This is a genomic window from Nitrospirillum karajorum, assembly GCF_036348415.1.
GTDB classification, from domain to species: Bacteria; Pseudomonadota; Alphaproteobacteria; order Azospirillales; family Azospirillaceae; genus Nitrospirillum; species Nitrospirillum amazonense_B.
In genome coordinates this window covers 2,420,366-2,442,633 of sequence record NZ_JAZBQB010000003.1, presented here as the reverse complement: position 1 = coordinate 2,442,633, position 22,268 = coordinate 2,420,366, and the positions used below count along the sequence as shown (strand labels likewise).

At 66.3% G+C, this 22,268-nt stretch carries 18 protein-coding genes; 6 read left to right on the top strand and 12 right to left on the bottom strand.

Annotated features, from left to right (window positions below; genetic code table 11):
* Positions 1-173: 173 nt before the first annotated feature.
* Entirely contained in the window at positions 174-773 is a 600-nt protein-coding gene (locus UCD39_RS25075; protein ID WP_330498343.1) for a hypothetical protein, read from the bottom strand.
* A 44-nt stretch (positions 774-817) separates the two neighbouring features.
* On the bottom strand, positions 818-1,444 hold the full coding sequence (locus UCD39_RS25070; protein WP_330498342.1) for a LysE family translocator: 627 nt from the start codon (positions 1,442-1,444) through the stop codon (positions 818-820).
* A 132-nt stretch (positions 1,445-1,576) separates the two neighbouring features.
* Here UCD39_RS25070 and UCD39_RS25065 point away from each other — a divergent pair, with 132 nt between their 5' ends.
* The gene (locus UCD39_RS25065) at positions 1,577-1,960 is read left to right on the top strand and encodes a thiol-disulfide oxidoreductase DCC family protein (protein ID WP_330498341.1); all 384 of its coding nucleotides are present in this window, start codon (positions 1,577-1,579) and stop codon (positions 1,958-1,960) included.
* 10 nt (positions 1,961-1,970) lie between these two features.
* Here UCD39_RS25065 and UCD39_RS25060 read toward each other — a convergent pair whose 3' ends face one another.
* The 6 genes from UCD39_RS25060 to UCD39_RS25035 all read right to left on the bottom strand — a co-directional run bounded on the left by UCD39_RS25060 (position 1,971) and on the right by UCD39_RS25035 (position 7,263).
* Entirely contained in the window at positions 1,971-2,363 is a 393-nt protein-coding gene (locus UCD39_RS25060; protein WP_330498340.1) for a type II toxin-antitoxin system death-on-curing family toxin, read from the bottom strand.
* A complete protein-coding gene (locus UCD39_RS25055; protein ID WP_330498339.1) occupies positions 2,360-2,584 on the bottom strand; it encodes an AbrB/MazE/SpoVT family DNA-binding domain-containing protein in 225 nt (74 codons plus the stop codon). Before UCD39_RS25055 ends, UCD39_RS25060 begins: the two co-directional genes overlap by 4 nt.
* Positions 2,585-2,654: 70 nt before the next feature.
* Positions 2,655-4,898, bottom strand: a complete 2,244-nt coding sequence (locus UCD39_RS25050) for a molybdopterin-dependent oxidoreductase (protein ID WP_330498338.1) — start codon at positions 4,896-4,898, stop codon at positions 2,655-2,657.
* Positions 4,899-4,988: 90 nt separating this feature from the next.
* On the bottom strand, positions 4,989-5,522 hold the full coding sequence (locus UCD39_RS25045) for a GNAT family N-acetyltransferase (protein ID WP_330498337.1): 534 nt from the start codon (positions 5,520-5,522) through the stop codon (positions 4,989-4,991).
* Positions 5,523-5,536: 14 nt separating this feature from the next.
* The gene (locus UCD39_RS25040; protein WP_330498336.1) at positions 5,537-5,929 is read right to left on the bottom strand and encodes a RidA family protein; all 393 of its coding nucleotides are present in this window, start codon (positions 5,927-5,929) and stop codon (positions 5,537-5,539) included.
* Between the two features lie 116 nt (positions 5,930-6,045).
* Complete coding sequence (locus tag UCD39_RS25035; RefSeq protein WP_330498335.1) at positions 6,046-7,263, bottom strand: YdcF family protein; 1,218 nt, start codon at positions 7,261-7,263, stop codon at positions 6,046-6,048.
* A 353-nt stretch (positions 7,264-7,616) separates the two neighbouring features.
* Here UCD39_RS25035 and UCD39_RS25030 point away from each other — a divergent pair, with 353 nt between their 5' ends.
* The 3 genes from UCD39_RS25030 (at position 7,617) to UCD39_RS25020 (ending at position 11,352) form a co-directional block, all read left to right on the top strand.
* Positions 7,617-10,226 carry a M1 family metallopeptidase gene (locus UCD39_RS25030; RefSeq protein WP_330498334.1) on the top strand — a complete coding sequence of 870 codons (2,610 nt, stop codon included), beginning with the start codon at positions 7,617-7,619 and terminating at the stop codon, positions 10,224-10,226.
* A gap of 171 nt (positions 10,227-10,397) precedes the next feature.
* The gene (locus UCD39_RS25025) at positions 10,398-10,826 is read left to right on the top strand and encodes a response regulator (RefSeq protein WP_330498333.1); all 429 of its coding nucleotides are present in this window, start codon (positions 10,398-10,400) and stop codon (positions 10,824-10,826) included.
* A 274-nt stretch (positions 10,827-11,100) separates the two neighbouring features.
* Positions 11,101-11,352, top strand: coding sequence for a hypothetical protein (locus tag UCD39_RS25020; RefSeq protein ID WP_145730101.1), 252 nt, complete (start codon positions 11,101-11,103; stop codon positions 11,350-11,352).
* 342 nt (positions 11,353-11,694) lie between these two features.
* On the opposite strand, the gene UCD39_RS25015 is transcribed toward UCD39_RS25020, so the two are convergent.
* Positions 11,695-12,090, bottom strand: a complete 396-nt coding sequence (locus UCD39_RS25015) for an acyl-CoA thioesterase (protein WP_145730100.1) — start codon at positions 12,088-12,090, stop codon at positions 11,695-11,697.
* A gap of 146 nt (positions 12,091-12,236) precedes the next feature.
* Between UCD39_RS25015 and parE the strand changes: the two genes are divergently transcribed.
* Positions 12,237-14,225 (top strand): DNA topoisomerase IV subunit B, encoded by a 1,989-nt coding sequence (gene parE / locus UCD39_RS25010; RefSeq protein ID WP_330498332.1) that lies wholly within the window; start codon positions 12,237-12,239, stop codon positions 14,223-14,225.
* A 150-nt stretch (positions 14,226-14,375) separates the two neighbouring features.
* Here parE and UCD39_RS25005 read toward each other — a convergent pair whose 3' ends face one another.
* The 3 genes from UCD39_RS25005 to UCD39_RS24995 all read right to left on the bottom strand — a co-directional run bounded on the left by UCD39_RS25005 (position 14,376) and on the right by UCD39_RS24995 (position 20,126).
* On the bottom strand, positions 14,376-18,023 hold the full coding sequence (locus UCD39_RS25005) for a beta strand repeat-containing protein (protein WP_330498331.1): 3,648 nt from the start codon (positions 18,021-18,023) through the stop codon (positions 14,376-14,378).
* Positions 18,024-18,084: 61 nt separating this feature from the next.
* Positions 18,085-19,470, bottom strand: a complete 1,386-nt coding sequence (locus tag UCD39_RS25000) for a tetratricopeptide repeat protein (protein WP_330498330.1) — start codon at positions 19,468-19,470, stop codon at positions 18,085-18,087.
* 506 nt (positions 19,471-19,976) lie between these two features.
* Positions 19,977-20,126 (bottom strand): hypothetical protein, encoded by a 150-nt coding sequence (locus UCD39_RS24995; RefSeq protein ID WP_186455631.1) that lies wholly within the window; start codon positions 20,124-20,126, stop codon positions 19,977-19,979.
* A gap of 541 nt (positions 20,127-20,667) precedes the next feature.
* On the opposite strand from UCD39_RS24995, the gene UCD39_RS24990 reads away from it, so the two are divergent.
* The gene (locus UCD39_RS24990) at positions 20,668-22,254 is read left to right on the top strand and encodes a DEAD/DEAH box helicase (RefSeq protein ID WP_330498329.1); all 1,587 of its coding nucleotides are present in this window, start codon (positions 20,668-20,670) and stop codon (positions 22,252-22,254) included.
* The last annotated feature ends 14 nt before the right edge of the window (positions 22,255-22,268 follow it).

Here is a 22,268-nt window from a genome sequence, read left to right as displayed (position 1 = left end):
CTCTTGTTTCATCCCCCCGCCCATCACCCGTGGCGATGGACGGGGCATTCGGCGGTGTCCCCCCCGCAGGGTCCCGCCAAGGCGGGTGGTTGTACCACGTCTGGCGGGGAATCGTTGCCCCTTCCGCGCCGAGGCGGGGGCAAGACGTGCGGCATTTCAGCGGAGCCGTTTTCCTACCGGGAAGCGGCGTTGTAGCGGGTGGCCGACAGCGTCTCGGACACGGCGCTGATCTTGGTGTCCTTGAACCCGGCCGCGCGCATCCAGGCGCGCACCGGCGCCTCGCCGAAGGTCGCTTTGGGGCCCTTGCCGTGAATGATCCAGAGGGCGGTCCCGGCGGGCAAGGCGGCGTGTGCGGCGACCGCCCGCTCCAGGTCGGCCGCGTCCCGCGCCACGGCCAGCGCCAGGCGGGCGTCCGCCGGGGTGGGGGCCACGGCCCCCGCCAGCGCCTCCACCAGGGCGGGATCATCCGCCGTGCCGATGACCAGGGCCGGCGTGCCGGGGCCCACGCCCAGCTTGCGCGCCAGGCTGGGCGGCGGGGTGGTCAGCTTCTTGGCCCAACGGGCGGCGGCATCGGCCCCCAACGCCAAGGTCAACGGCCCGTCCGGCGTGGCCATGACCAGAGCGTCGCCCTCGACCACCAAGGCGTCCACGGCGGCGACCGGGATGGTGCGCCGCAAGTCGCCCCGCAGAATCAGCTCCCGGCTTTCCAGCAGCGCCTTGACCTCACCGGCGCCCCCGTTCCAGGTGGCATGACAGAGTGCCTCCAGACCCATGACGTGCCCCCGTTCGATATTCCCCGTTCAGAGGGCGACGCCCTTTAGCGTTGGGCGGTCGCCAGTTTGATGGCCAGGCCGACGAACACCACGCCGGCGATGCGGTTCAGGATGGTTTGCGCGTGGGCGGACCGGGCCAGCCAGCGGTTCAACCCGCCGGCCAGGACGGCGATCGTGGAAAAGCAGGCCAGCGCCACGGCGGCGAACACCGCCCCCAGCAGGAAGATCTGCACCGTGACGCTGCCCCGCTCCGGTGCCGCGAACTGCGGCAGGAAGGCCAGGAAGAAGACGGCCACCTTGGGATTGGTCACGTTCATGACGATGCCCCGGCGATACAGGACGGGGTAGCCGTCCGCCGCCGCCTTGGCCCCGCCCAGCGCCTCCGCCGGCGCGCGGAAAGCCTTGTAGGCCAGGTACAGCAGGTAGGCGGCGCCGGCCACCTTCAGCAGGGTGAAGGCCAGTTGCGATTGCTGGAAGATGACGGCCACACCCAGCGCCACCGCCGTGGTATGCACCACCAAGCCGGTGCACAGGCCCAGGGTCACCGCCACCCCGGCCCGCCATCCCCGCGCCGCCGACAGGGTCAGCACGAACAGATTGTCCGGCCCCGGCGCGAAGGCCAGCACGACGGCGGCGGTGAGGAAGGCCAGCAGGGTTTCCACAGGAATCATGGGTGCGGGTCTCAGGGTTCTGCGCGGCGGTTATTCAACCACCAATCCTTCCAGACTTTGGTCCTTCCCACCACTGTCCTTATCGCGTGCGGCCGCTATACTGCCCGGACTATACCCGCATCGAGAGCCGCCTTGTCCGCCCCTGCCCAACTGACGGTCTGGTACAACACCAAATGCCCCGTCTGTAACGCGGGCATCGACTGGCAGACCAACCGCCTGGTGCAGGCGGCCCGCGCCGGTATCATCGCCTTCCGCGACATCAATCTGGAGCCCGAGGCGCTGGCCCCCTTCGGCGCGGATGTGGAGGCGGTGCGCCGCCGCCTGCATGGAATGGATGCCGAAGGTCGGCTGCTGGTCGGCGCCGACTGCGCCATCGCCATCTGGCGCCATACCCCCGGCGACGCCTGGCTGGCCATCCTGCTGGGCAACCGCGCGATCCGTCCCCTCACCCGCCTCGCCTATGACCGCTTCGCCGACGTCCTGTACGCCTGGAACCGACGCAAGGGGCACTGGTGATCCATGGCGATCACCCTTCGACGCAGTTGTCGGCAACCCATCGGCGAAACGCTTCTTCCGACAAGTCCCCGGCTGCGACCGACTGGATGATGTCAGCGGCTTCCCGCTCGCTCACATCCAGGAAAAGTCCATTCAGGATCAGGGTCGTTCCCAACGCGACGAAGCCCGCGCGTTTGTTGCCATCGACGAAGGGGTGGTTGCGCAGGATACTGACGCATACCGCCGCCGCTAAATCGAACACCGTAACCGGGTTCTCGGCATAGGCGACAATCTGATGGGCCCGTGCCAACGATGCCTCCAAACCTCCACGATCCCGCAAGCCCGGCGCGCCGCCGTGTTCGGCCAGTAGTTCCGCATGCAGGTCAATGATCGCCTCTATGGGAGGGAGAACCAGTCCCGTCACTTGGCCAGCACTGCCATGGCGCGGCGATACCGGGTGGAAAACGCCCGTCCAGCCTCCATGGCTTTGCTGTAGTCATCGTTGGACTTGGCGATTTCAATACGACCATCGCGCACAGACAGCGTGACCTCATCCCCCCGATCCAAGCGCGCCTCCGTCAGCACGTCGCGGGGAATGGTGATGCCGGTAGAGTTCCCGACCTTGGTCAGCTTGGTAGTGTGCATAGGTGCGCTCCTCACATCCAAGCCACTATGTAATAACAACCGTACTTACGTCAATATACCCCATAACTGACTACTCCGCCGCCTGCACCGCCGGCAGCGGGACGGGTTCCAGTGTCACCGCCACGCCGCTCAGCACAGCGTTGCCGGACAAGGGATCGCGCAGGGTCTCGTCCAGCAGGGCGTTCAGGTTGGCGCCCGGGCGCTGGCTGGCCAGGCCCAGACGGGCGCCGTCCGCGTCGTGGCCCCAGCCGTGGGGCAGGCTGATGACGCCGGGCATCATGTCGGCGCTGACGGCCACCTGGGCCTCGATGGAACGGCCGGCGCGGGACAGTCGGGCTTGGCCGCCATGGACGACACCGTGGCGGCGGGCGTCGTCGGGATGCACCAGCACGGTGCAACGGAACGGGCCCTTGGCCAGGATGGGCAGGTTGTGCATCCAACTGTTGTTGGAGCGCAGGTCGCGCCGGCCGATGATGACCAGGTCCGGTGCCGGCTGGTCCAGCGCCGCCACGGCGCGGGCCAGGTCCGCCACCAGCAGCTCGGGCGCCAGCTCGATGCGGCCGCTGGGGGTGCGCAACACCTCGGGGATGCGGGGCCGCAACGCGCCCAGGTCGATGCCGCCGACGCTGTCCTTCACCTGGGCGAGGGTCAGGCCGTCCGGCTTGCGGCCGAAGCCATCGCCATAGGGGCCCGCGCGCAACGCCAGGTCCAACAGGCGCTCCGGCCCCGTCCAGCGGGAGACGGCGGCCAGGACGGCACCCGTGTGTTCGCCGGCCCAACGGCTCACCTCAGCCGTCGCCATGGCGTCGTCCAAGGCCGCGGGGTCAGCGGCCGCCCCCTTCCCCTCGGCGATGGCGGCCAGTTTCAGCAGCACCTGCCATTCCGCCAGCGCGCCCGCCGGTCGCGGCAGCAGCGCCGGGCTGTAGCGGGCGTGGTTGCGATAGGACAGTTGCGGGAAGGCCACGTCGTAGTGGCTGTCCTGGAAGGGTGAGACGCCAGGCAGGATGACATCGGCGTGGCGCGTCGTCTCATTCAGGTAGATGTCGACGCTGACCATCAGATCCAGCTGGTCCAGGGCGCGCGCCAGACGGTCACCGTTGGGGGAGGACAGGACGGGATTGCCGGCCACGGTGAACAGGGCGCGCACCTGGCCCTCGCCCGGCGTCTCGATCTCCTCCGCCAGGCAGCCCACGGGCAGCTCGCCAAACACCTCCGGCGCATTGGACACGCGGGAGCGGCGGCGGCCCAACGGCACGCCGCGTCCCTTGCCGCCGGCGCCCACCGTGTTGGCGGCGAAGGCGGCGGCCTTGGGGAACATCGCCCCACCGGGCGCGTCCAGATTACCGGTCAGGACATTGACGACGTCCACCAGCCAGCTGGCCAGGGTGCCGAATTCCTGGGTGCATGTGCCGATGCGGCCATACAGCACCGCTGGCGCCGAGCCCGCCAGATCGCGCGCCAGGGCCCGGATGGTGTCGGCCGGGATGGCCGTGTGGGCGGCGGCCCGTTCCGGGGTGAACGGTGTGATGGCGGCGCGCAACTCCTCCACGCCCGTCACATGGTCCGCCAGCCGGCCCAGGCGCACCAGGTTCTCCTCGAACAGGGTGTGGACCAGGGCCGCCAGCAGGAAGACATCGCTGCCCGGGCGGATGAAGTGATGCTCATCGGCCAGGGCCGCCGTCTCCGTCCGCCGTGGGTCGATCACCACCAGCCGGCCGCCGCGCGCCTTCAGATCCAGCGCCTTGCCGCGGAAGTCCGGCACCGTCCACAGGCTGCCGTTGGACGCCATGGGGTTGCCGCCCAGGATGACCATCAGCCGGGTGCGCTCGATATCCGGCACGGGAATGCTCAGCCAATGGCCGAACATCAGGCCGCTGGACAGTTGCTTGGGCATCTGGTCCAGGGTGGAGGCGGAATAGATGTTACGCGTCCCCAGCGCCCGCGCCAGCACCGGCGTGTACAGCAGCAGGCCCATCTTGTGGGCGGCGGGGTTGCCGATGTAGGTCGCCGCCGCGTCCCCGCCGTGGGTTTCCAGCAGAGGCGTCAGCCGCCGCTCGATCTCGGCGAAGGCTTCTTCATACGTGGCCTCGACGAAGCGGCCGTCGCGCTTGATCAGCGGCGTGCGCAGCCGGTCGGGGTCCTCATGCAAGTCCTTGAGCGCGACGCCCTTGGGGCAGATGAAGCCGTGGCTGAACACATCGGCGTCATGCCCCCGGATGCGGGTGACGGCGCCGTCCACCAGCGTGACCTCCAGCCCGCAGCAGGCTTCGCATAGCGGGCAAATGCGGTGGGCGATGGTTTCGATACCGGTCACGGCCGGGCCTCCCAGGTTTATTGTGGCCCAACTATCGGTGGTGACGGTGTCGCTGTCCAGTATGGACGCTAGCGGTCGCTAGCCCGTCTCTCAGCCGTCCATCCATTCCGGCGCATACTGCACCATGCCCTCCACCCCGCTCAGACCATCGGGCGTCAGCGCCAGAACCATGCAGTTCCGCGCCGGCACCGTGAAGGGCACGACGATGGCATGGTCCGCCATGGGCCGGTAGCCGAAGCGCCGATAATAGTCCGGGATGCCGACCAGGACGACGGAGCCATAGCCCAAATCCCGCGCCCGCTGGTGCGCCGCCCTGACCAGCCGGCCGCCCACGCCACGCCCCTGCCGTTCCGGCACCACGGACAGGGGCGCCAGGGCCAAGGTCGGGGCGGAACCTCGGGCCCCGCGAATGGCGGCCCGGGTCAGCAAGATGTGCCCCACCACCCGGCCGTCCTCCTCCGCCAGCAGCGACAGCGCCGGTATCCAGGCGGCGCTGTCGCGCAGGCGGGCGATCATCAGATGCTCACGATGATCGCTGTAGGGCACGTCGGCGTAGGCCCGCCGCACCGCCGCCGCGATGGCGGCGGCATCATCCGGGCCCTCCTGTCTGACGGTCAGCGCCATGCCCCGCGCCAGCCTTACGGCGCCAGCGACGCCGTGGCGCTGATCTCCACCAGCAGGTCGGGGGAGATCAGGGGCCCCACCTGCACGATGGTGGTGGCGGGCTTGGCCCCGCCGAAGACAGCGCCGTGGGCACGGCCCACATCCTGCCAAGTTGCCATGTCGGTCAGGTAGATGCGGGTTTCCACCACATGCTCGGGCCCGGCGCCCAGCTCGGCCAGGGCGGCCACGATGCGCTCCAGGATCACCTTGGCCTGGCCGCCGGCATCGCCGGGGTGGAAGGCCTTGCCGTCCGGGCCGCCACTGGCGGTGGTGCCGGACACGAAAATCAGGTCGCCGGCCTTGACCGCCCGCGAATAGCCGATGGCCGCCCCCCAGGCGGACGCCACTTCAACCTTTTGCCTACCCATGCTTTCAGTCCCTTTCCAGCACCGAACCTGCAGCCCGGCGCATCTTAGTTGCGCCCGCACCATAACAAACGTCGGTTTGTTATCCAGCGATGCCGAAGCAAGGCTGCCACGCGGGCTCAAGGGTCCAGCGGGTCGCCGGCGTCCAGCGTCAGCGCCGACAGGGTGGGCAGATAGGCCACGTCGAAGGGCGACACCCGCTCCAGCCCGGTGAAGGGGACATAGCCCAGATCCTCCTGGTTGCGGGTGGCGAAGCGGTCCTCGGTGATATAGCCGCTTTGCCCCAGGTCGGTGACCACCAGAGCCTTGCGGTCCATGGGCATGCCATAGCGATAGATCAGGCGGTCGGCGTTGCGCAGGTTGGTGGTGGTGTGGCGGGCGTGCGGTTCCACCAGGATGGCGTCGGCGGGCACACCATAGTCCTGGACCAGGGCCTTTTTCATCTCCAGCGCCTCGTTATAGGGCGTCTGGTTGGGGTGAACGTAGCCGCCGCTGACGATGATGACCGGCGCCTTGCCGTCGTGGAAGCGCTTGGCGGCCAGCTTCACCCGCAACAGGCTGGGGGCCGACAGGGCCACGCCCGCGGTCTCCGGCCCATAGCCCGGCACCACCAGGGCCGTGTAGGGATAGCTGGCCCATTTGACGGTCTTCAGGCGGGCCAGCGCCGCCTTGTTCTCCCCCGCCTCCAGGGGTTCCAGGCGCCCGGCCTCGTCCCGGCGGTTGATCTCCAGCAGCAGCAGGGCGAAGGCCTCGGTCGGCTCGAAAAACAGGCTGTCGTCGGCCAGGCCATCCGCCAGGACGGAGGCCGCACTCTTCACCAGCGCGCCATAGGCGGGCGTGGCCACGTCATAGGCGGGGCCATCGATGGCGGGTCCGCGGGGCTTCTCCCCACCGCCGTACACCGCCAGGATGTGGTGGGCGGTGGCGGCGGCCTGGGTCCAGGCGCGGACCACCACGTCGGCGTCCTGGCCCGGCATCGCCGGGTAGAGGCCGCTGGCGTCCAGCGTCGCCACCAGGCGCCGGGCGGCCTTGGGATGGGCCTTCAACGTGGCGGCCAATGCCTGGCCCACCGCGTCGACCTCGGCCTCCGACCAATCGAAGCCGCGCACGTAACAGCCGGTATCGCCACCGCAGGCTTCCACCGCCCCGCGTGCCCGGGCGCGGCGCTCCGCCGCCAGGCGGCTCAGGTCCGGCGAGGTCGCCACGGCGGCCAGCGCCTGCGGGTCGCGGGCCAGCAGGCTGAGGCCGTAGAACAGCTTGTCACGCAGCGGCTGCTTATAGACCAGGGGCTTGGGTGCGGGCACCGGGGGTTCGGCGGACAGCGCCGGTCCCACCATCGCCATCCCGACCGCTGCCGCAATCACCACCGCCCGCGCCCAGCACCGCATATTCCTCGCCCCCAGTCCGTTAAAGGATGGCCCCGTTAAAGCAGGGACCCTACACGGGAACGGCGTCGCTTGCATGACCATGCGCGCCGTTCCGCATCCGAAGGTCCCCGCCCCATCGGAACATTGCGCACAGTGGAAACCCGCAGTCATAGTGCGCGGCGCTTCACTATCGCCCAGCCAGGACCCTCGACCACCTTGCCCACCCTGTCCCGCCTCTCCCTCCTGGTGCTGATCCTGGTCCCCCTGCTCGTTCCCGGGACCACGGCCTGGGCGCCGCCCGCCCCAAGACGGCCAAGGTGCAGGTGGACGACGGCGCCGAAATGGTGCCCACGGTGCGCCTACCCGATACCGCGCGCCCCTTGCGCTATCGCCTGAACCTGACCATCGACCCGGACCAGAGCGAGTATTCCGGGCAGGTGGACATCAAGATCGCGCTGACCAAGGCGGCGGACCACGTCTGGCTGAATGGCCGCGACCTGGAGATGGCGGCGGTGGAGGTGGTGACCGCGGCGGGGGAGCATCTGCCCGCCACCTGGGAGCAGGTGACGCCGGACGGCGTGGCGCGGGTGGACTTCGCCCAGCCGTTGCAGGCGCAGACCCTGACCCTGCGCTTCACCTACAGCGCCCCATTCGACCCCTCGTTGGATGGCCTCTACCGGGTCAGCGAGAAGGGCCTGAACTACGCCTTCAGCCAGTTCGAGGCCATCAGCGCCCGGCAGGCCTGGCCCTGCTTTGACGAGCCGCGCTTCAAGACGCCCTACGACATCACCCTGACGGTGAAGGCGGGGGACGAGGCGGTGACCAACACCCTGCCGGTCCGGCAGGAGACGCTGCCCGGCGGCGGCCGACGCCTGACCTTCGCCACCACCCGGCCGCTGCCCACCTATCTGCTGGCGTTCGCGGTGGGCCCGCTGGACATCGTGAAGGGCCCGACCATTCCGCCCAACGGCGCCCGGCGCAAACCCATCCCCGTGCGCGGCGTGGCCCTGCACGGCAAGGGGCCCCGCCTGGCCTATGCCCTGTCGGTCACGCCCGGCCTGTTCCTGACGCTGGAACGCTACTTCGGCATCCCCTACGCCTACGGCAAGCTGGACCTGATCGCCGCCCCCGACTTCGACGCCGTGGGCATGGAAAACGCGGGCACCATCCTCTACAGCGAGCAGCGGTTGCTGGTGGCGGCCGACGACACGGTGGACGCCCGCCGGCGCTTCCTGGTGCTGCATGCCCATGAGATCGCCCATCAATGGTTCGGCGACCTGGTGACCCCGGCGGGGTGGGATGACATCTGGTTGAACGAGGCGTTCGCCAGCTGGCTGGCGCCCAAGGCGGTGGATTCCTGGCAACCGCGCATGCTGACCGCCCGGATGGTGGAGCAAGAGGCGCTGGAGGCCATGGATTTGGATTCCCTGGCCTCCACCCGCGCCATCCGCCAGCCCATCACCACCACCAGCGACATCGAAACCGCCTTCGACAACATCACCTATCGCAAGGGTGCGGGCGTGCTGGCGATGATGGAGTCCTATGTCGGCCCCGCCGCCTTCCGCAAGGCGGTGACCACCCATCTGCGGCGCCATATCGACGGCGTCGCCACCGCCCAGGACTTCTTCGGCGCGCTGGCCGACACCATGCACGACCCGGTGCTGGTGGAGTCGCTGCGTTCCTACATCAATCTTCCGGGCGTGCCCCGCCTGTCCCTGGGATGGACCTGCCCCCGCACGGGACTGCAAGTCCTGACAGCCCAGCGCCGCTACCGCCCCTTGGGCTCCGAGGCCAGCACGGCGGCGCACTGGACCCTGCCGCTGTGCGTCCAGCCCAACGCCGCAAGCGCGCCGGCCTGCATGATGGTGACGGCGGCGCGCCAGACCTTTCCGCTGGGCCAGTACGCCTGCCCGGCGGTGCTGGTGCCCAACGCCACCGGCACCGGCTATTTCCGCCTGTCACTGACGACCGAGCACTGGCGCCGGCTCATCATCGTGCTGCCGCGCCTGCCGGCGGCGGAGCAGATGGCGCTGCTGGAAAGCCTGTGGGGAGAGGTGGTGGCCGGCCACCAGCCCCCGTCGCTGTACCTGACCGCCGCCGTCAGCCTGGCCGGGGTGCCCGCCTGGGACGTGGCCTCGGCCCCCTTCCCCCGGCTGAAGCAATTGCTGGACCTGGCCCCCACGGAAGGGGACCGGGCGGCGCTGCGCCTGTTCCTGCTGCAGGCGTGGCGGCCCGTCATGGCCCGGGTGGGCCTGACCCCGGGCAAGCTGGACCGGGTGGCGCCGGAAAACACGGCCCTGTTGCGGGACCGACTGGTGGCCTTCCTTGCCCTGGAACTGCGGGACGAAACCGTGCGGGCCCAACTGATGGCCCTGATGCGCGACCCCAGCGCCGCGCCCCCGGCGGAGGTACAGGCGACAGGCATGGCGGTCCTGGCGCAGGAATTGGGGCACCCCTACGTCGACGGCCTGATCGACCAGGTGAAGACGTCCACCGACGCGGAGCGCCGGGAGATGGCGCTGGACGCCCTCAACCGCGTGACCGACCCCGTCCTGGCGGCCCAAATCCGCGACCTGGTCTTCGCCCCCTGGCTGAAACTGAACGAGGTCAACATGCTGGTTCGTGGCCAGGGCCGAGAATCCAGTCACCTGCCAGCCTACTGGGCCTGGGTGCAGGCCAACATCGCCCACATCCGCGCGCGCGGGTCCACCACCACCATGGGTGCGCTGCCCCTGCCGCTGGAGGGGCTGTGCAGTGCACCGGCGGCGGATCAGGTCGAAGCCTTTTTCCGGCCCCTGGCCGGGGAGCTGGAAGGCGGCGGGCGCACCGTTGACCAAGCGGTGGAACGCATCCGCCTCTGCGCGGCGCAACGCGCCAGCACCCTGTCCCAAACGCCCCCCGCCCCCGTGCCGCCGCCGGGGCAAAGGCCATAACCCCTCAAGCTTACCTCCCGAAAGTTTCGGTCATCTGGCTGAATTGTTTAAGCCAATGGCTTACTGTACCAACTGAATGGACAGTGTCCCCGCTGGGGGCGGCGACGCCGGGGGGGCTTCCGTCCCGCAGCGTCATAGGCATCGCGGTGGATGACCAGGTTCAGGGGACGCATGAGTCAGGTAGCAATCAACGAGGACGCCGGACCGATTGACCATGTGGCGATACGCCTGATGATCGTCGAGGACGATGCGTTGGTCGCCTTGGGCATCCGCCTGACGGTGGAGGATTTGGGGTATGAGGTCTGCGGCATCGCCGCGTCGGAGCCGGAGGCCATCGCCCTGGCCGCCAGCACCCACCCCCACTTGGCGCTCATGGACATCCGCCTGAAAGGCACGGTCGACGGAATCGACACGGCCCGGCGGCTGCGGAATGAATTCAGTCTGCGCTCGGTCTTCCTATCGGCCTATACGGATGAGCAGACGATGGCCCGGGCCAGCCAGACCTATCCCTTGGGCTTCGTGCAAAAGCCCTATTCCGCCGGACAGTTGAAATCCGCCCTGGATTTGGCGTTGCGGCGGCTTGCCGCACCCAAGGACTAGGGCGAAATCGCCGTTGAGCGCCGGCCGGCCAGGGCTCAAAAAGGCCTAGGACGAATTCTTTCTTGGAATGGCGGCCCATCTGTCGTGTTATCAGGACGATAGCGTCGCCTTCCTGGTTAATGCGCTGTCAAAGTTTCACACGTCGTTCGGCGGCTTTGCCTTATTTCCGCCGGAAGGTGTTGCAAAATCATTGTCGTGGTCCGTGAGCCTCGGGCCACGACGTCAAGACGTGCGGAACCAATCCGCGCGTAAAGACGCATAGAAGGAGAGGAATATGCGCTTTAAAGCCCTGATGCTCGCCCCGGTTCTGTTGGTCGGTCTGGCTGCTTGCGACAAGCACGACGCCCCGGCCCCGGCGAAGACCGAAGCCCCCGCCGCCGCCCCGGCGGCCCCTGCGGCTGAAACGCCGGCCACCCCGGCCGCCCCGGCTGACAGCTCCGCCACCCCGGCGCCGGCCCCGTCCGACGCCACCCCGGCCCCGGCCACGCCGGAGCCCTCCACGACCGAACCCCCGAAGGGCAACTAAGCCATTTCGTCGGGGCTTTGGCCTAACGTTTACGGGCCCGTTCCTCACCGGAACGGGCCCGTTTTCGTTTCAGGTTCCCTCAAACGCCGGGCGGCGGCATCCGCCGCCTTGGCTTATCCTCGATTTCCAGTCCGCTCACGCTACCCGGAAATCTCCGGCGGACGCCGTCGCGTCCTAGGTTTCGGGGGCCCTCAAACGCCGGCGGGGCATCCGCCCCTTGGCTATCCTCGATTTCCAGTCCGCTTACGCTACCCGGAAATCTCCGGCGGACGCCGTCGCGTCCTAGGTTTCGGGTTCGCTTAAACGCAGGGTGGCGGCATCAGCCGCTTTGATAAGCGCCCCTCACTCCACCTCGACAGGGCGGGGGCGGCCGTCTTCGCCGATGGCGACATAGGTGAAAACGCCTTCGGTCACCTGCACCGCCTCGCCGGTGGCGCCGCGGCGCACCCAGGTGTCAATGCGGACGCGGATGGAGGTGCGGCCCACGGCCAGGATCTCGGTGTAGCAATTCAATTCGTCGCCCACCGCCACCGGACGATAGAACTTCATGGCCTCGATCCCCACCGTGGCCACCCGGCCCCGGGCCCGGCGTATGGCCTTGGCGGCACCCGCCAGGTCCATTTGGGACAGCACCCAGCCGCCGAAGATGTCGCCGTTGGCGTTGGTGTCCGCCGGCATGGCGAACGTGCGCAGCGCCGGCGCGGTGGAAAAGTCGGGGGTGGGCGGCTGGTCGTTCATCGATCCGTACTCCTGAAAGCGATACAGGCCGCCCACCCCCGATGTGGGAGGCTGGCGGGTCCGTTCTTACAAAATGTGGTGGTTGGCGGGGATGCCCCGCCGCCCCAGTCCTTGAACTGCGGCGACGCCCACTCCTATAATGGGGTATGAGCGACCTTTTCCAGAACACCGCCCGCAAGCAAGACAGCTATTCCGCCCAGGACATCGAGGTCCTGGAGGGGCTGGAGCCTGTCCGCCGCCGTCCCGGCATGTACATCGGCGGCACGGACGAACGCGCCCTCCACCATCTGGTGGCCGAGGTGCTGGACAATGCCATGGATGAAGCGGTGGCCGGCCACGCCAACCGCATCGACCTGGAATTGGCCGCCGACGGCACCGTCTCCATCCGGGACAACGGCCGCGGCATCCCCGTGGACGATCACCCGAAATACCCCGGCAAGTCGGCGCTGGAGGTGATCCTCACCACCCTGCATTCCGGCGGCAAGTTCAGCGGCAAGGTCTACGCCACCTCCGGCGGCCTGCATGGCGTGGGCCTGTCCGTGGTCACGGCGCTGACCGACCAGCTGACGGTGGAGGTCGCGCGCGACCGCACGCTCTACACCCAAAGCTACAGTCGCGGCGTACCCCTGACGCCGCTGGTGAACGCCGGCCCGGTGAACAACCGGCGCGGCACCCTGGTCCGCTTCCATCCCGACGCCCAGATCTTTGGCGAGGGCGCGCACTTCAAGGCGGAGCGGCTGTACCGCATGGCGCGGTCCAAGGCCTATCTGTTCCGGGGCGTGGAAATCCGCTGGAGCTGCGATCCGTCGCTGCTGAGCGACGACAGCCCCGTCCCGGCGTCAGAGACCCTGCACTTCCCCAACGGGCTGCTGGACTATCTGATGTCGGCCCTGAAGGACCGGCGCACCGTCACCCCCACCGCCTTCGCCGGCCAGGCCGACTTCCCCAACCAGGCCGGCCGCGTGGAATGGGCGGTGGCGTGGCCCGAGGATGACGAGGGCTTCAGCCACACCTACTGCAACACCATTCCCACCCCCCAGGGCGGCACGCATGAACAGGGCCTGCGCCAGGCGCTGACGCGCGGCCTGAAGGGCTATGGCGAGCTGGTAGGCAACCGCAAGGGCCCGTCCCTGACGGCCGAGGACGTGGTGGACGGCGCCACCATCCTGCTGTCCGTCTTCATCCGCGACCCGCAGTTCCAAGGCCAGACCAAGGAAAAGTTGGTGAGCGCGGAGGCCGTCCGCCTGACCGAGGCGGCCATCAAGGACCATTTCGACCATTGGCTGTCGGCCGCCCCCGACGCCGCGAAGGTGCTGTTGGACCGCCTGGTGGAAAAGGCGGAGGAGCGGGCGCGGCGTCGCGCCGCCAAGGATATGGCGCGCAAGACGCCCACCCGGCGGCTGCGCCTGCCGGGCAAGCTGGCCGACTGCTCGCGCCAAAGCTCCGAAGGCACCGAAATCTTCATCGTCGAGGGCGACAGCGCCGGCGGCAGCGCCAAGCAGGCGCGCAACCGCGAAACCCAGGCCATCCTGCCCCTGCGCGGCAAAATCCTGAACGTGGCCTCGGCCAGCACGGACAAGCTGCGGGGCAACCAGGAACTGAGCGACCTGGTGCAGGCCCTGGGCTGCGGCGCCGGCAAGGACTTCTCCCCCGACCGGCTGCGCTATGAGCGCATCGTCATCATGACGGACGCCGACGTCGACGGCGCGCACATCGCCTCGCTGCTGATGACCTTTTTCTATCGCGAGATGCCGGCGCTGATCCAGAACGGCAACCTCTACCTGGCCCTGCCCCCGCTGTACCGCCTATCCCAGGGCAGCACCGTTCGCTACGCCCGCGACGACGCCCACAAGGACGAGCTGCTGGCCAGCGTGTTCAAGGCCAACCAGAAGGTGGAGATCAGCCGCTTCAAGGGCCTGGGGGAGATGCAGCCCAGCCAGTTGAAGGAAACCACCATGGACCCGGCGCGCCGCACCCTGCTGCGCGTGACGGTGCCGGACATCCGCGATCCCGAGCAGAAGGACGACGCGGAAAGCACCGCCAGCCTGGTGGAAAGCCTGATGGGCCGCAAGCCGGAGCTGCGCTTCAAGTTCATCCAGGAAAACGCCAAGTTCGCGCAGGACCTGGACGTCTAACCAAATGCCTGGACGGCACCGTCCGGGCATTTCAGCTGTGCCAATGATCTTAAGGGTTTTGGCCGCTGCGAAAAGCCCCTGAAGGGCAAGCCCTCTCAGCTTGAGTTTTGGGATAGGCGGCCCCCGGGAAATCCGAGAGCCGCCCTTCTTTCAGGACTTCCAAGAGTTGAGAAGCACACTGTCGTTGCCCCCGGTGTGGGAACTACTAAACAAATTGGTGATGGTGCCGCTGGATAGCGTGACGCCATCGCTGGCCTTGATCGTGGCGACCTGGTGGTCATAACTGCCCGTCGCGCTTTGCAGGAACCAGTTGGAAAGCGTCACGTCCTTGGCTCCATTTAATTGTTCGATGATCAGGTCGTTGCCGGACTGCTGCAGCCACACCTGATCGTGAGAGACGAAGAGGTCAAGCTCGCCGCTGGGGCCCACGCCGTTGGTGGAGAGGGCAACAGCGGTGTTGGCGCCGAGGACATTTATTATGTTTGCATTACCATTCACATTGATGTTACTGCCACCGCCGGTGGAAACCGTATTTTTATTTCCGACGATGGTGGAGTTCGCCGCGTTGGCATAGTCCTGAAGGAAGTTGCCGTCACCGTTGATGGTGGTGGAACTGCCGGCCCCATCGGCGATCCAGTTGTTGGATCCATTGACCGTTAGTGTGTCGCCTGACGCCCCCCAGATCGTACCGCTGGAAACGTTCACCGTGTTACCGGCGCCGACCGCGACAATGGTGCTGCCGTTGCCGGTGGTGACCTGGTTGTTATTGCCGACGATGGTGGAGTTCGCCGCGTTGGCATAGTCCTGAAGGAAGTTGCCGTCACCGTTGACGGTGGTGGAACTGCCGGCCCCATCGGCGATCCAATTGTTGGATCCATTCACTATCAGCACATTGCTGGGCGCCCCCCAGACCGTGCCGCTGGAGACGTTCACCGTGTTTCCGGTGCCGACCGCGACAATGGTGCTGCCGTTACCGGTGGTGACCTGGTTGTTATTGCCGACGATGGTGGAGTTCGCCGCGTTGGCGTAGTCCTGAAGGAAGTTGCCGTCACCGTTGACGGTGGTGGAACTGCCGGCCCCATCGGCGATCCAATTGTTGGATCCATTCACTGTCAGCACATTGCTGGGCGCCCCCCAGACCGTGCCGCTGGAAACGTTCACCGTGTTTCCGGTGCCGACCGCGACAATGGTGCTGCCGTTACCGGTGGTGACCTGGTTGTTATTGCCGACGATGGTGGAGTTCGCCGCGTTGGCATAGTCCTGAAGGAAGTTGCCGTCACCGTTGACGGTGGTGGAACTGCCGGCCCCATCGGCGATCCAATTGTTGGATCCATTCACTGTCAGCACATTGCTGGGCGCCCCCCAAACCGTGCCGCTGGAAACGTTCACCGTGTTTCCGGTGCCGACCGCGACAATGGTGCTGCCGTTACCGGTGGTGACCTGGTTGTTGTTGCCGACGATGGTGGAGTTCGCCGCGTTGACGTAATCCTGAAGGAAGTTGCCGTTACCGTTGATCGTGGTAGAACTGCTGGTCCCATCGGCGATCCAATTGTTGGACCCATTGACCGTTAGTGTGTCGCTGGGCGCCCCCCAAATCGTGCCATTGGAAATATTGATTATATCGTTGCTACCGACTGCGGTTACTGTATTTTGCAACCCCATAAGCGAAATAAATGCGCCACTTCCGATAACTATTTGATCATTACTGCCGGAGGCGATGAGCGTATTGATACCCACCAGACTATCGGCGACACCGCTACCGGTAACTCCGGCTGTGCCTCCGACAAGATCGATGGTCATATTGTTAACCACATAATTGGCAATGGAAATACCACCTGCGGCAATCAGCACGTCCCCCGTGCCAGTGCCCCTCAGCGTTGCGCTACCATCGGTACTTTTGAGCGTAACATTGCTGGCGGTGGCGATCAGCGTATTATTGGCACCGCTGGAAATAGCAACGTCTCCAGCACTACTCAAGGTCACTGATGTTTTGCTACCTGCAACATTTACAGTCGCGGCTTTTTGGGATGTAACTTCCACCACACTGTTATAAAGGTTAAGCGCATTAACGCTGCCATCACCTGTTATCGAGACTGTGGCTGTACTGGTGATGATGCCGGACACGGTGTTGCTGGAGCCCGTCAAGATTACGGTTTCGCCGGTGCCGGTTAGGGAGAGGGTTGCGTTACTACTGGCTAGCACTGTGTTGTTCATCCCCCCGACCGAAACAGTCGCTTGGTCGGCCAAAACCTTGATAGTGCTATTGGAAACATTCACGACTTCGCTACTGCTGGCGGCGATGATCGATACTGTGGCCGTACCAGCATTGTCGCCCGACACGCTGGCGCCAGATCCCGTCAACGTCACCGTCTCACCGGTGCCGGTTAGAGATAAAAGCGCTCCTCCGCCAGCCACGATAGTATCGTTATTCCCGCTTGCAATCAGAGCACCAATGCCAATCAACGTGTCGGACACAGTCTTGCCTGCCAGCCGCGCGGTGCCCGCAGACAAGTCTATGATCATATTACTGGCGGTGTATTGAGCTACGGCCTGGCTCCCGGAGGCCGCCCACAAGGTGCTCCCAGCACCGTTCCCTACCAGGGTCGCGTTGCCGCCGGCACTTTTCAACGTGGCGGCACCGACGCCGGCGGTCAGCGTATTGTCAGTACCAGTGGTGACGGCAACGTTGCTGACACCACCGGCCCCGTTGAGCGTTATGTCGTCACGAGAACCGGTGGCCCAGATGGTGCTGACGGTAGCGCCATTGAGAGTCAGCGTCTGGCTTGCATCTGAGGCGCTGACGGTGACCGTAACGGCACCAGCGCTGGTAAAGGTGCTGTGGGCACCGGCGAGGAAGACCGTATCCCCCGTCCCGCTTAGCGAAACACTGCTGTTGTTGTTCACCGTCAGAGTTTCGATGGCGTTGGTCGCCGCAATGGAAATAACCGCTTTGGCGGCGGCACTGGACATGGACACCGTGTTGCCGCTTCCGCCCAGGCTGACGAGGTCGCCTGTACCGGTCAGCGACAGATAGGCGCCGCCGCCCGTGGCCGTGATCGTGTCATTGTTCCCCCACGCTTGCAGCGTGCTGATTCCCGTCAGGGTATCCGAGAGCGTGGAGCCCGCCTGCGCGGCCGTGCCGGTGCTGGTTGTTGGGCTGCTTGGGGAAATAGATAGGGAAATGGACATGTTGTCGGCGGCGTACCGGGCCGTGCCATGCCCCCCCAAATCCTTAAGGGTATTCCCCTTCCCATTTCCCACCAGAATGGACGTTCCTGCTGCGGCGATGAGTGCTGCGTGGCTGCCGCCAGCGGCCAACGTGTTTCCAGAGCCGCCTGTCACCGTAGCGGCTACACTATCGGCAAGAGTCACGGTGTTATTCGCGCCGCTGATCCTTTCATTATTGTTATTGGCGAATATCGTTCCCGAATTGGCGTTAACAATCAAACCTTGGCTATTAAGGTATAGTGTCGATCCTCCACCGGCGTTGGTGGCCGTTGCGGTTATGGCACTTCCGGCGGCGTTTGAACTCACAACCGACACCGAGGACCCGGCACCAACAGTTATATATTCGACAAGTCCAGGCGTTATAACAACCGTGTCATTTCCGATTATGCGCAGCACCTGACCAGTCGCCGTTAGGGAAACATTATTACCATTGCCATTCACCGCCATCGAAGTGTTTTTTTGTGTTATGATGTTATTATCACCATTTATTACATCAAGCGTACCGGTAACAAAAACAGCAGGATCATTGCTAATTACTGTGGTAGCGTTACTTGCTGAGATCGTCGTCATGTCTCGTCCTTTTTGTCTTGAGGTTCAACTAAAAAGAACACTCGCGCGTGGACGTGCGCCCTCACATCTCCAAAATCCGCGTCCTGAGCGTCAGCTCATTCGAGGCGCGGTCGAAGACGTGGTCCCAGTCGCCTTCGGCGCGGGGACGGAACAGACGCATAGTCGGGTACCAGGGGCAGTCGGTGCGATCGAGCAGCCACAGCCAATGGGCGACATCGCCCAGCAGCACCCACACCTCCTTGCCCAGGGCGCCGGTCAGGTGGGCGACGGCGCTGTCGGTCATGATGACCAGGTCCATCTGTTCCACGAAGGCGGCGGTGTCGGCGAAGTCACCCAGGTGCGGAGCCAGGTCGATGATGGGGCCGCCCCGGGGCAACTCGCTCAGCGCCTGCTCCGGCGCCCCCTTCTGCAGGCTGTAGAGCTGCACGCCGGGCAGGGCGAAGGCCTGGAAGAAGCGCAGCAGGGGCTGGGCTCGCTCGTGGTTGCGCTTGAAGCTGGTGTTGCCCGACCAGACGACACCCACCCTCAGGCGGCCGTCGCGCGGCCCCAGCACCTGGGCCGCTTTGGCGCGGCGGTCCATGGGCACCCGCAGATAGGGTTGGGTCGGGATGCTGGCGATGTCCGGCGTGAACAAGCCTGGCAAGCTGCATAGATGGGCGTGGAAATCCGCTTCCGGTAGCGGCTCGCCCCACGGGATCAGGCGGTCGGCCACCCGCAGTTCCGCCAGCAGGGGGATGAGTTCGCGCTGGCACTCGATGACCAACTCGCCGCCCAGGGCCTTAACCCGGGACAGGTAACGCGCCGCCCACAGCGTGTCGCCGAAGCCCTGTTCGCAAAGAAGTAGCAGGCGGCGGCCGGCATACGGCTGCCCCTCCCACTTCGTGCTGGCCAAGTCACGGACGGGCACCTGGCCGCTGATGAGCCGCACCTCATAATCGGGCCAGGCCTGCCGATAGTTGGCGAGATAGAGATAGCTGCGCCCCCGGTCCCACCGCGCCTTGTGGAATTCCGGATTGAGGTCCAATGCCCGGCTGAAGGACGCGACCGCCTCGCCGTGATTACCGGCCTCGGCCAGCGAGGTTCCCAAATTGTGGTGAAGCAGCACATCGTTCGGCGCCAGCTCAATGGCCCGTCGGTGGGCGTTCACCGCGCTCTCCAGGTACTTCAGCTTGGTCAGGGCATTGCCCAGGTTGGTCCAGATGCCCGGTCCACGCGGATTGGCCGCCACGGCGTCGCGATAGCACCACAGCGCGTCCAGGTGGCGTTCCATTTGGGCGAACATGACGCCACGGGCGTTCAACAGGTCGGCATTGCCGGGGTCACGTGCCAGGGCGCCGCTGATCAACACCTCCGCCTCGGCGTATTCGCCTTGGTCATGCAACGCCGTGGCCCGGCGCATGACCTCCACACTGGACAGGGGAAGGGTGAGGGCACCGATTGCAGACATGGGCGACTGTGCTCCTGCTCCATGAACCAGGCGTCAGTTCATCGCTGGAGACGTCGTCACTTGCACACCACCGCCAGCGGCTCACGCCCAAGCGGCACTGACAGCACAGGTTATGATTACCCCCAACGGCGGAGGCCATCTAAATAGGAATATCGCAGTACGGCAAATGATTTTTGCGAGTATTTTCCAGCGAACCTGTAACTTATCGCTTACAGGCCGCCGGCTCAGCGGTGCCAGGCTCGGGGTATTTTCTGCCCTGGTCAGAGCCAGGCGCCGCCAGCGGCGGCGCCCCCCTTGCTTCCCGTTCCGCTCAAGGTCACGGTGTCGCCGCTGCCCTGCAGCAGGATCACATCCCCGGTGGCATTGATGGTTTCGGCGCTGTTGCTGGCGGTGATGGCAATAAAAAAGGCCGCGTCGCCGCAGCCTTTTTCGAATGAGCGACTTGAACACGGCCAGACCCCTGGCCCAGCGCCGCCCCTAACTCAGAAAATCAGCGGATGGATGGCTCAGTGGCCGTGACCGCCGTGACCGTGGTCGTCATGGCCATGGCCGCCGTGGCCGTGATGGCTGCTGGCTTCGGCCGGCTTCACGGCGGCGATGGACAGCGCGGCGAGCAGGCTGAGGCCGAGGAAAGCAGCGATGCCGATGGTGACCATGGGTGTCATCCTTCAATGCGAAAGGCGGTTGAGCCAACAAGGGAAGCCTAGACCAGTTTTCGCGCGTTATGCAACCGGCCAGGTGACAATGTCGTGTCATCTATCCAGATGATGGGGGGCCGGTCGGCGGAAACAAGGGCCGGCGGGACAACCGCGCCCCTTTCCAGACCCGCGCCGCGATGCCGCGCCATCCGCATGAGGCGGGGGCATGCGCCGACGACTCGGGGGACCCCACCCCAGGCCCTGGGGAAGAAGGAGACGCGGCAGTTGACTTCAAAGGAAATCCTTGCCCTTACAGCCCGAAATTGATATCGAACGCGCGACCCTTGACCATGTCGTGACCTTCCGCCAAGTCGCGCATGGCTCCAGTGTGGGCAGCGCCGGGCCGTCTTTACTGGTCTTGGAGGCCGCCTCCAGTTACGTTGAGACGGGTTTTGGCGTGGGAATGGCGGCCCCGTCGGCCTGGCGCTTGGTCCAGGGCGGGTTGGCAATCCTGTCGAGCCCGCCCCTTACGACGCACACCATACAGATATAAGGTCGCATGCTTTTCTCGGAAATTGGGCTAGGCCCGGAAGTCCTTCGCGCGGTTGAAGACGCGGGCTATAGCCAGCCGACCCCGATTCAGGAAAAGGCGATCCCCTGGGTGTTGCAGGGCCGCGACGTGCTGGGCTGCGCCCAGACCGGCACTGGCAAGACGGCGTCGTTCACCCTGCCGATGATCGATATCCTGGCGTCCGGCCGCGCCCGCGCCCGCATGCCCCGTTCCCTGATCCTGGAGCCGACGCGCGAGCTGGCGGCCCAGGTGGCCGAGAACTTCGAAGTCTACGGCAAGTACCACAAGCTGAACATGGCGCTGCTGATCGGTGGCGAGTCCTTCGGCGACCAGATCAAGAAGCTGGAGCGCGGCGTCGACGTCCTGATCGCCACCCCCGGCCGCATGATGGACCTGTTCGACCGCGGCAACATCCTGCTGTCGGACATCAAGATCCTGGTGATCGACGAAGCCGACCGCATGCTGGACATGGGCTTCATCCCGGATATCGAGCGGATCGTGGGCCTGCTGCCCAAGATGCGCCAGACGCTGTTCTTCTCGGCCACCATGCCACCGGAGATCCGCCGCCTGGCCGACGCCTTCCTGATGAACCCGCGCGAGATCACGGTGGCCCCGCCGGCCTCCCCCGCCGCCACCGTCACCCAGGCGGTGGCCATGGTGCGGGGCGAGGACAAGCGCGAGGCCCTGCGCCACCTGCTGCGGACGGAGGACGTGAAGAACGCCTTCATCTTCTGCAACCGCAAGCGTGATGTCGCCATCCTGCACCAGTCGCTGACCAAGCACGGCTTCAACGCCGGCGCCTTGCATGGCGACATGGTGCAGTCCAAGCGCACCGAGACGCTGGAGCAGTTCCGCCAGGGTGAGATCGCCCTGCTGTGCTGCAGCGACGTGGCCGCCCGCGGCATCGACATCGCCGGCGTCAGCCACGTGTTCAATTTCGACGTGCCCCACCACGCCGACGACTATGTCCACCGCATCGGCCGCACCGGCCGCGCCGGCAAGACCGGCCGCGCCTTCATGCTGGCCACGCCGGACGACGGCCGCACCCTGGGCGCCATCGAAAAGCTGATCGGGCGCGAGATTCCGCGCATCATGATCGATGGCCTGGAAACCCCGGACATGTCGGAAGGCGAGAGCGAGGGCGGTCGTCGCCGCCGTCCCGCGCGGGGTGGCAACCCGCGCGGCGACGCCAAGGGCCCGCGCCGCCGCGGCGGCTCGGACACCCCCCGCGAGAATCAGGCCGCCGTCGAAGCGGCCCCGCAGGCCGAGGAAGTGGCGGAAGCCCGCCGCCCCGAGCGCGCGGAACGTCCCGAGCGGAGCGGCCGTGACCGTGATCGCGGTCGCAACCGGGACAGCCGTGCAGATGCCCCGCGCGACGTGGCGCGGGCGGAAACCCGCCCGCCCCGCCAGGATGACCGGGGTGAGCCGCGCCGCCGCTGGCGTGACGAGGATGACGGTCCGAGCGTGGTCGGGTTCGGCGACGACGTGCCAGCCTTCATGCTGCGCGTCGCCCGGCCCGTGGCCCGCGCCGCCGCGCCGGAAACTTTCGAGGACGCCGACACGCCCGAGGCGTGACGGCCGAAACGCCG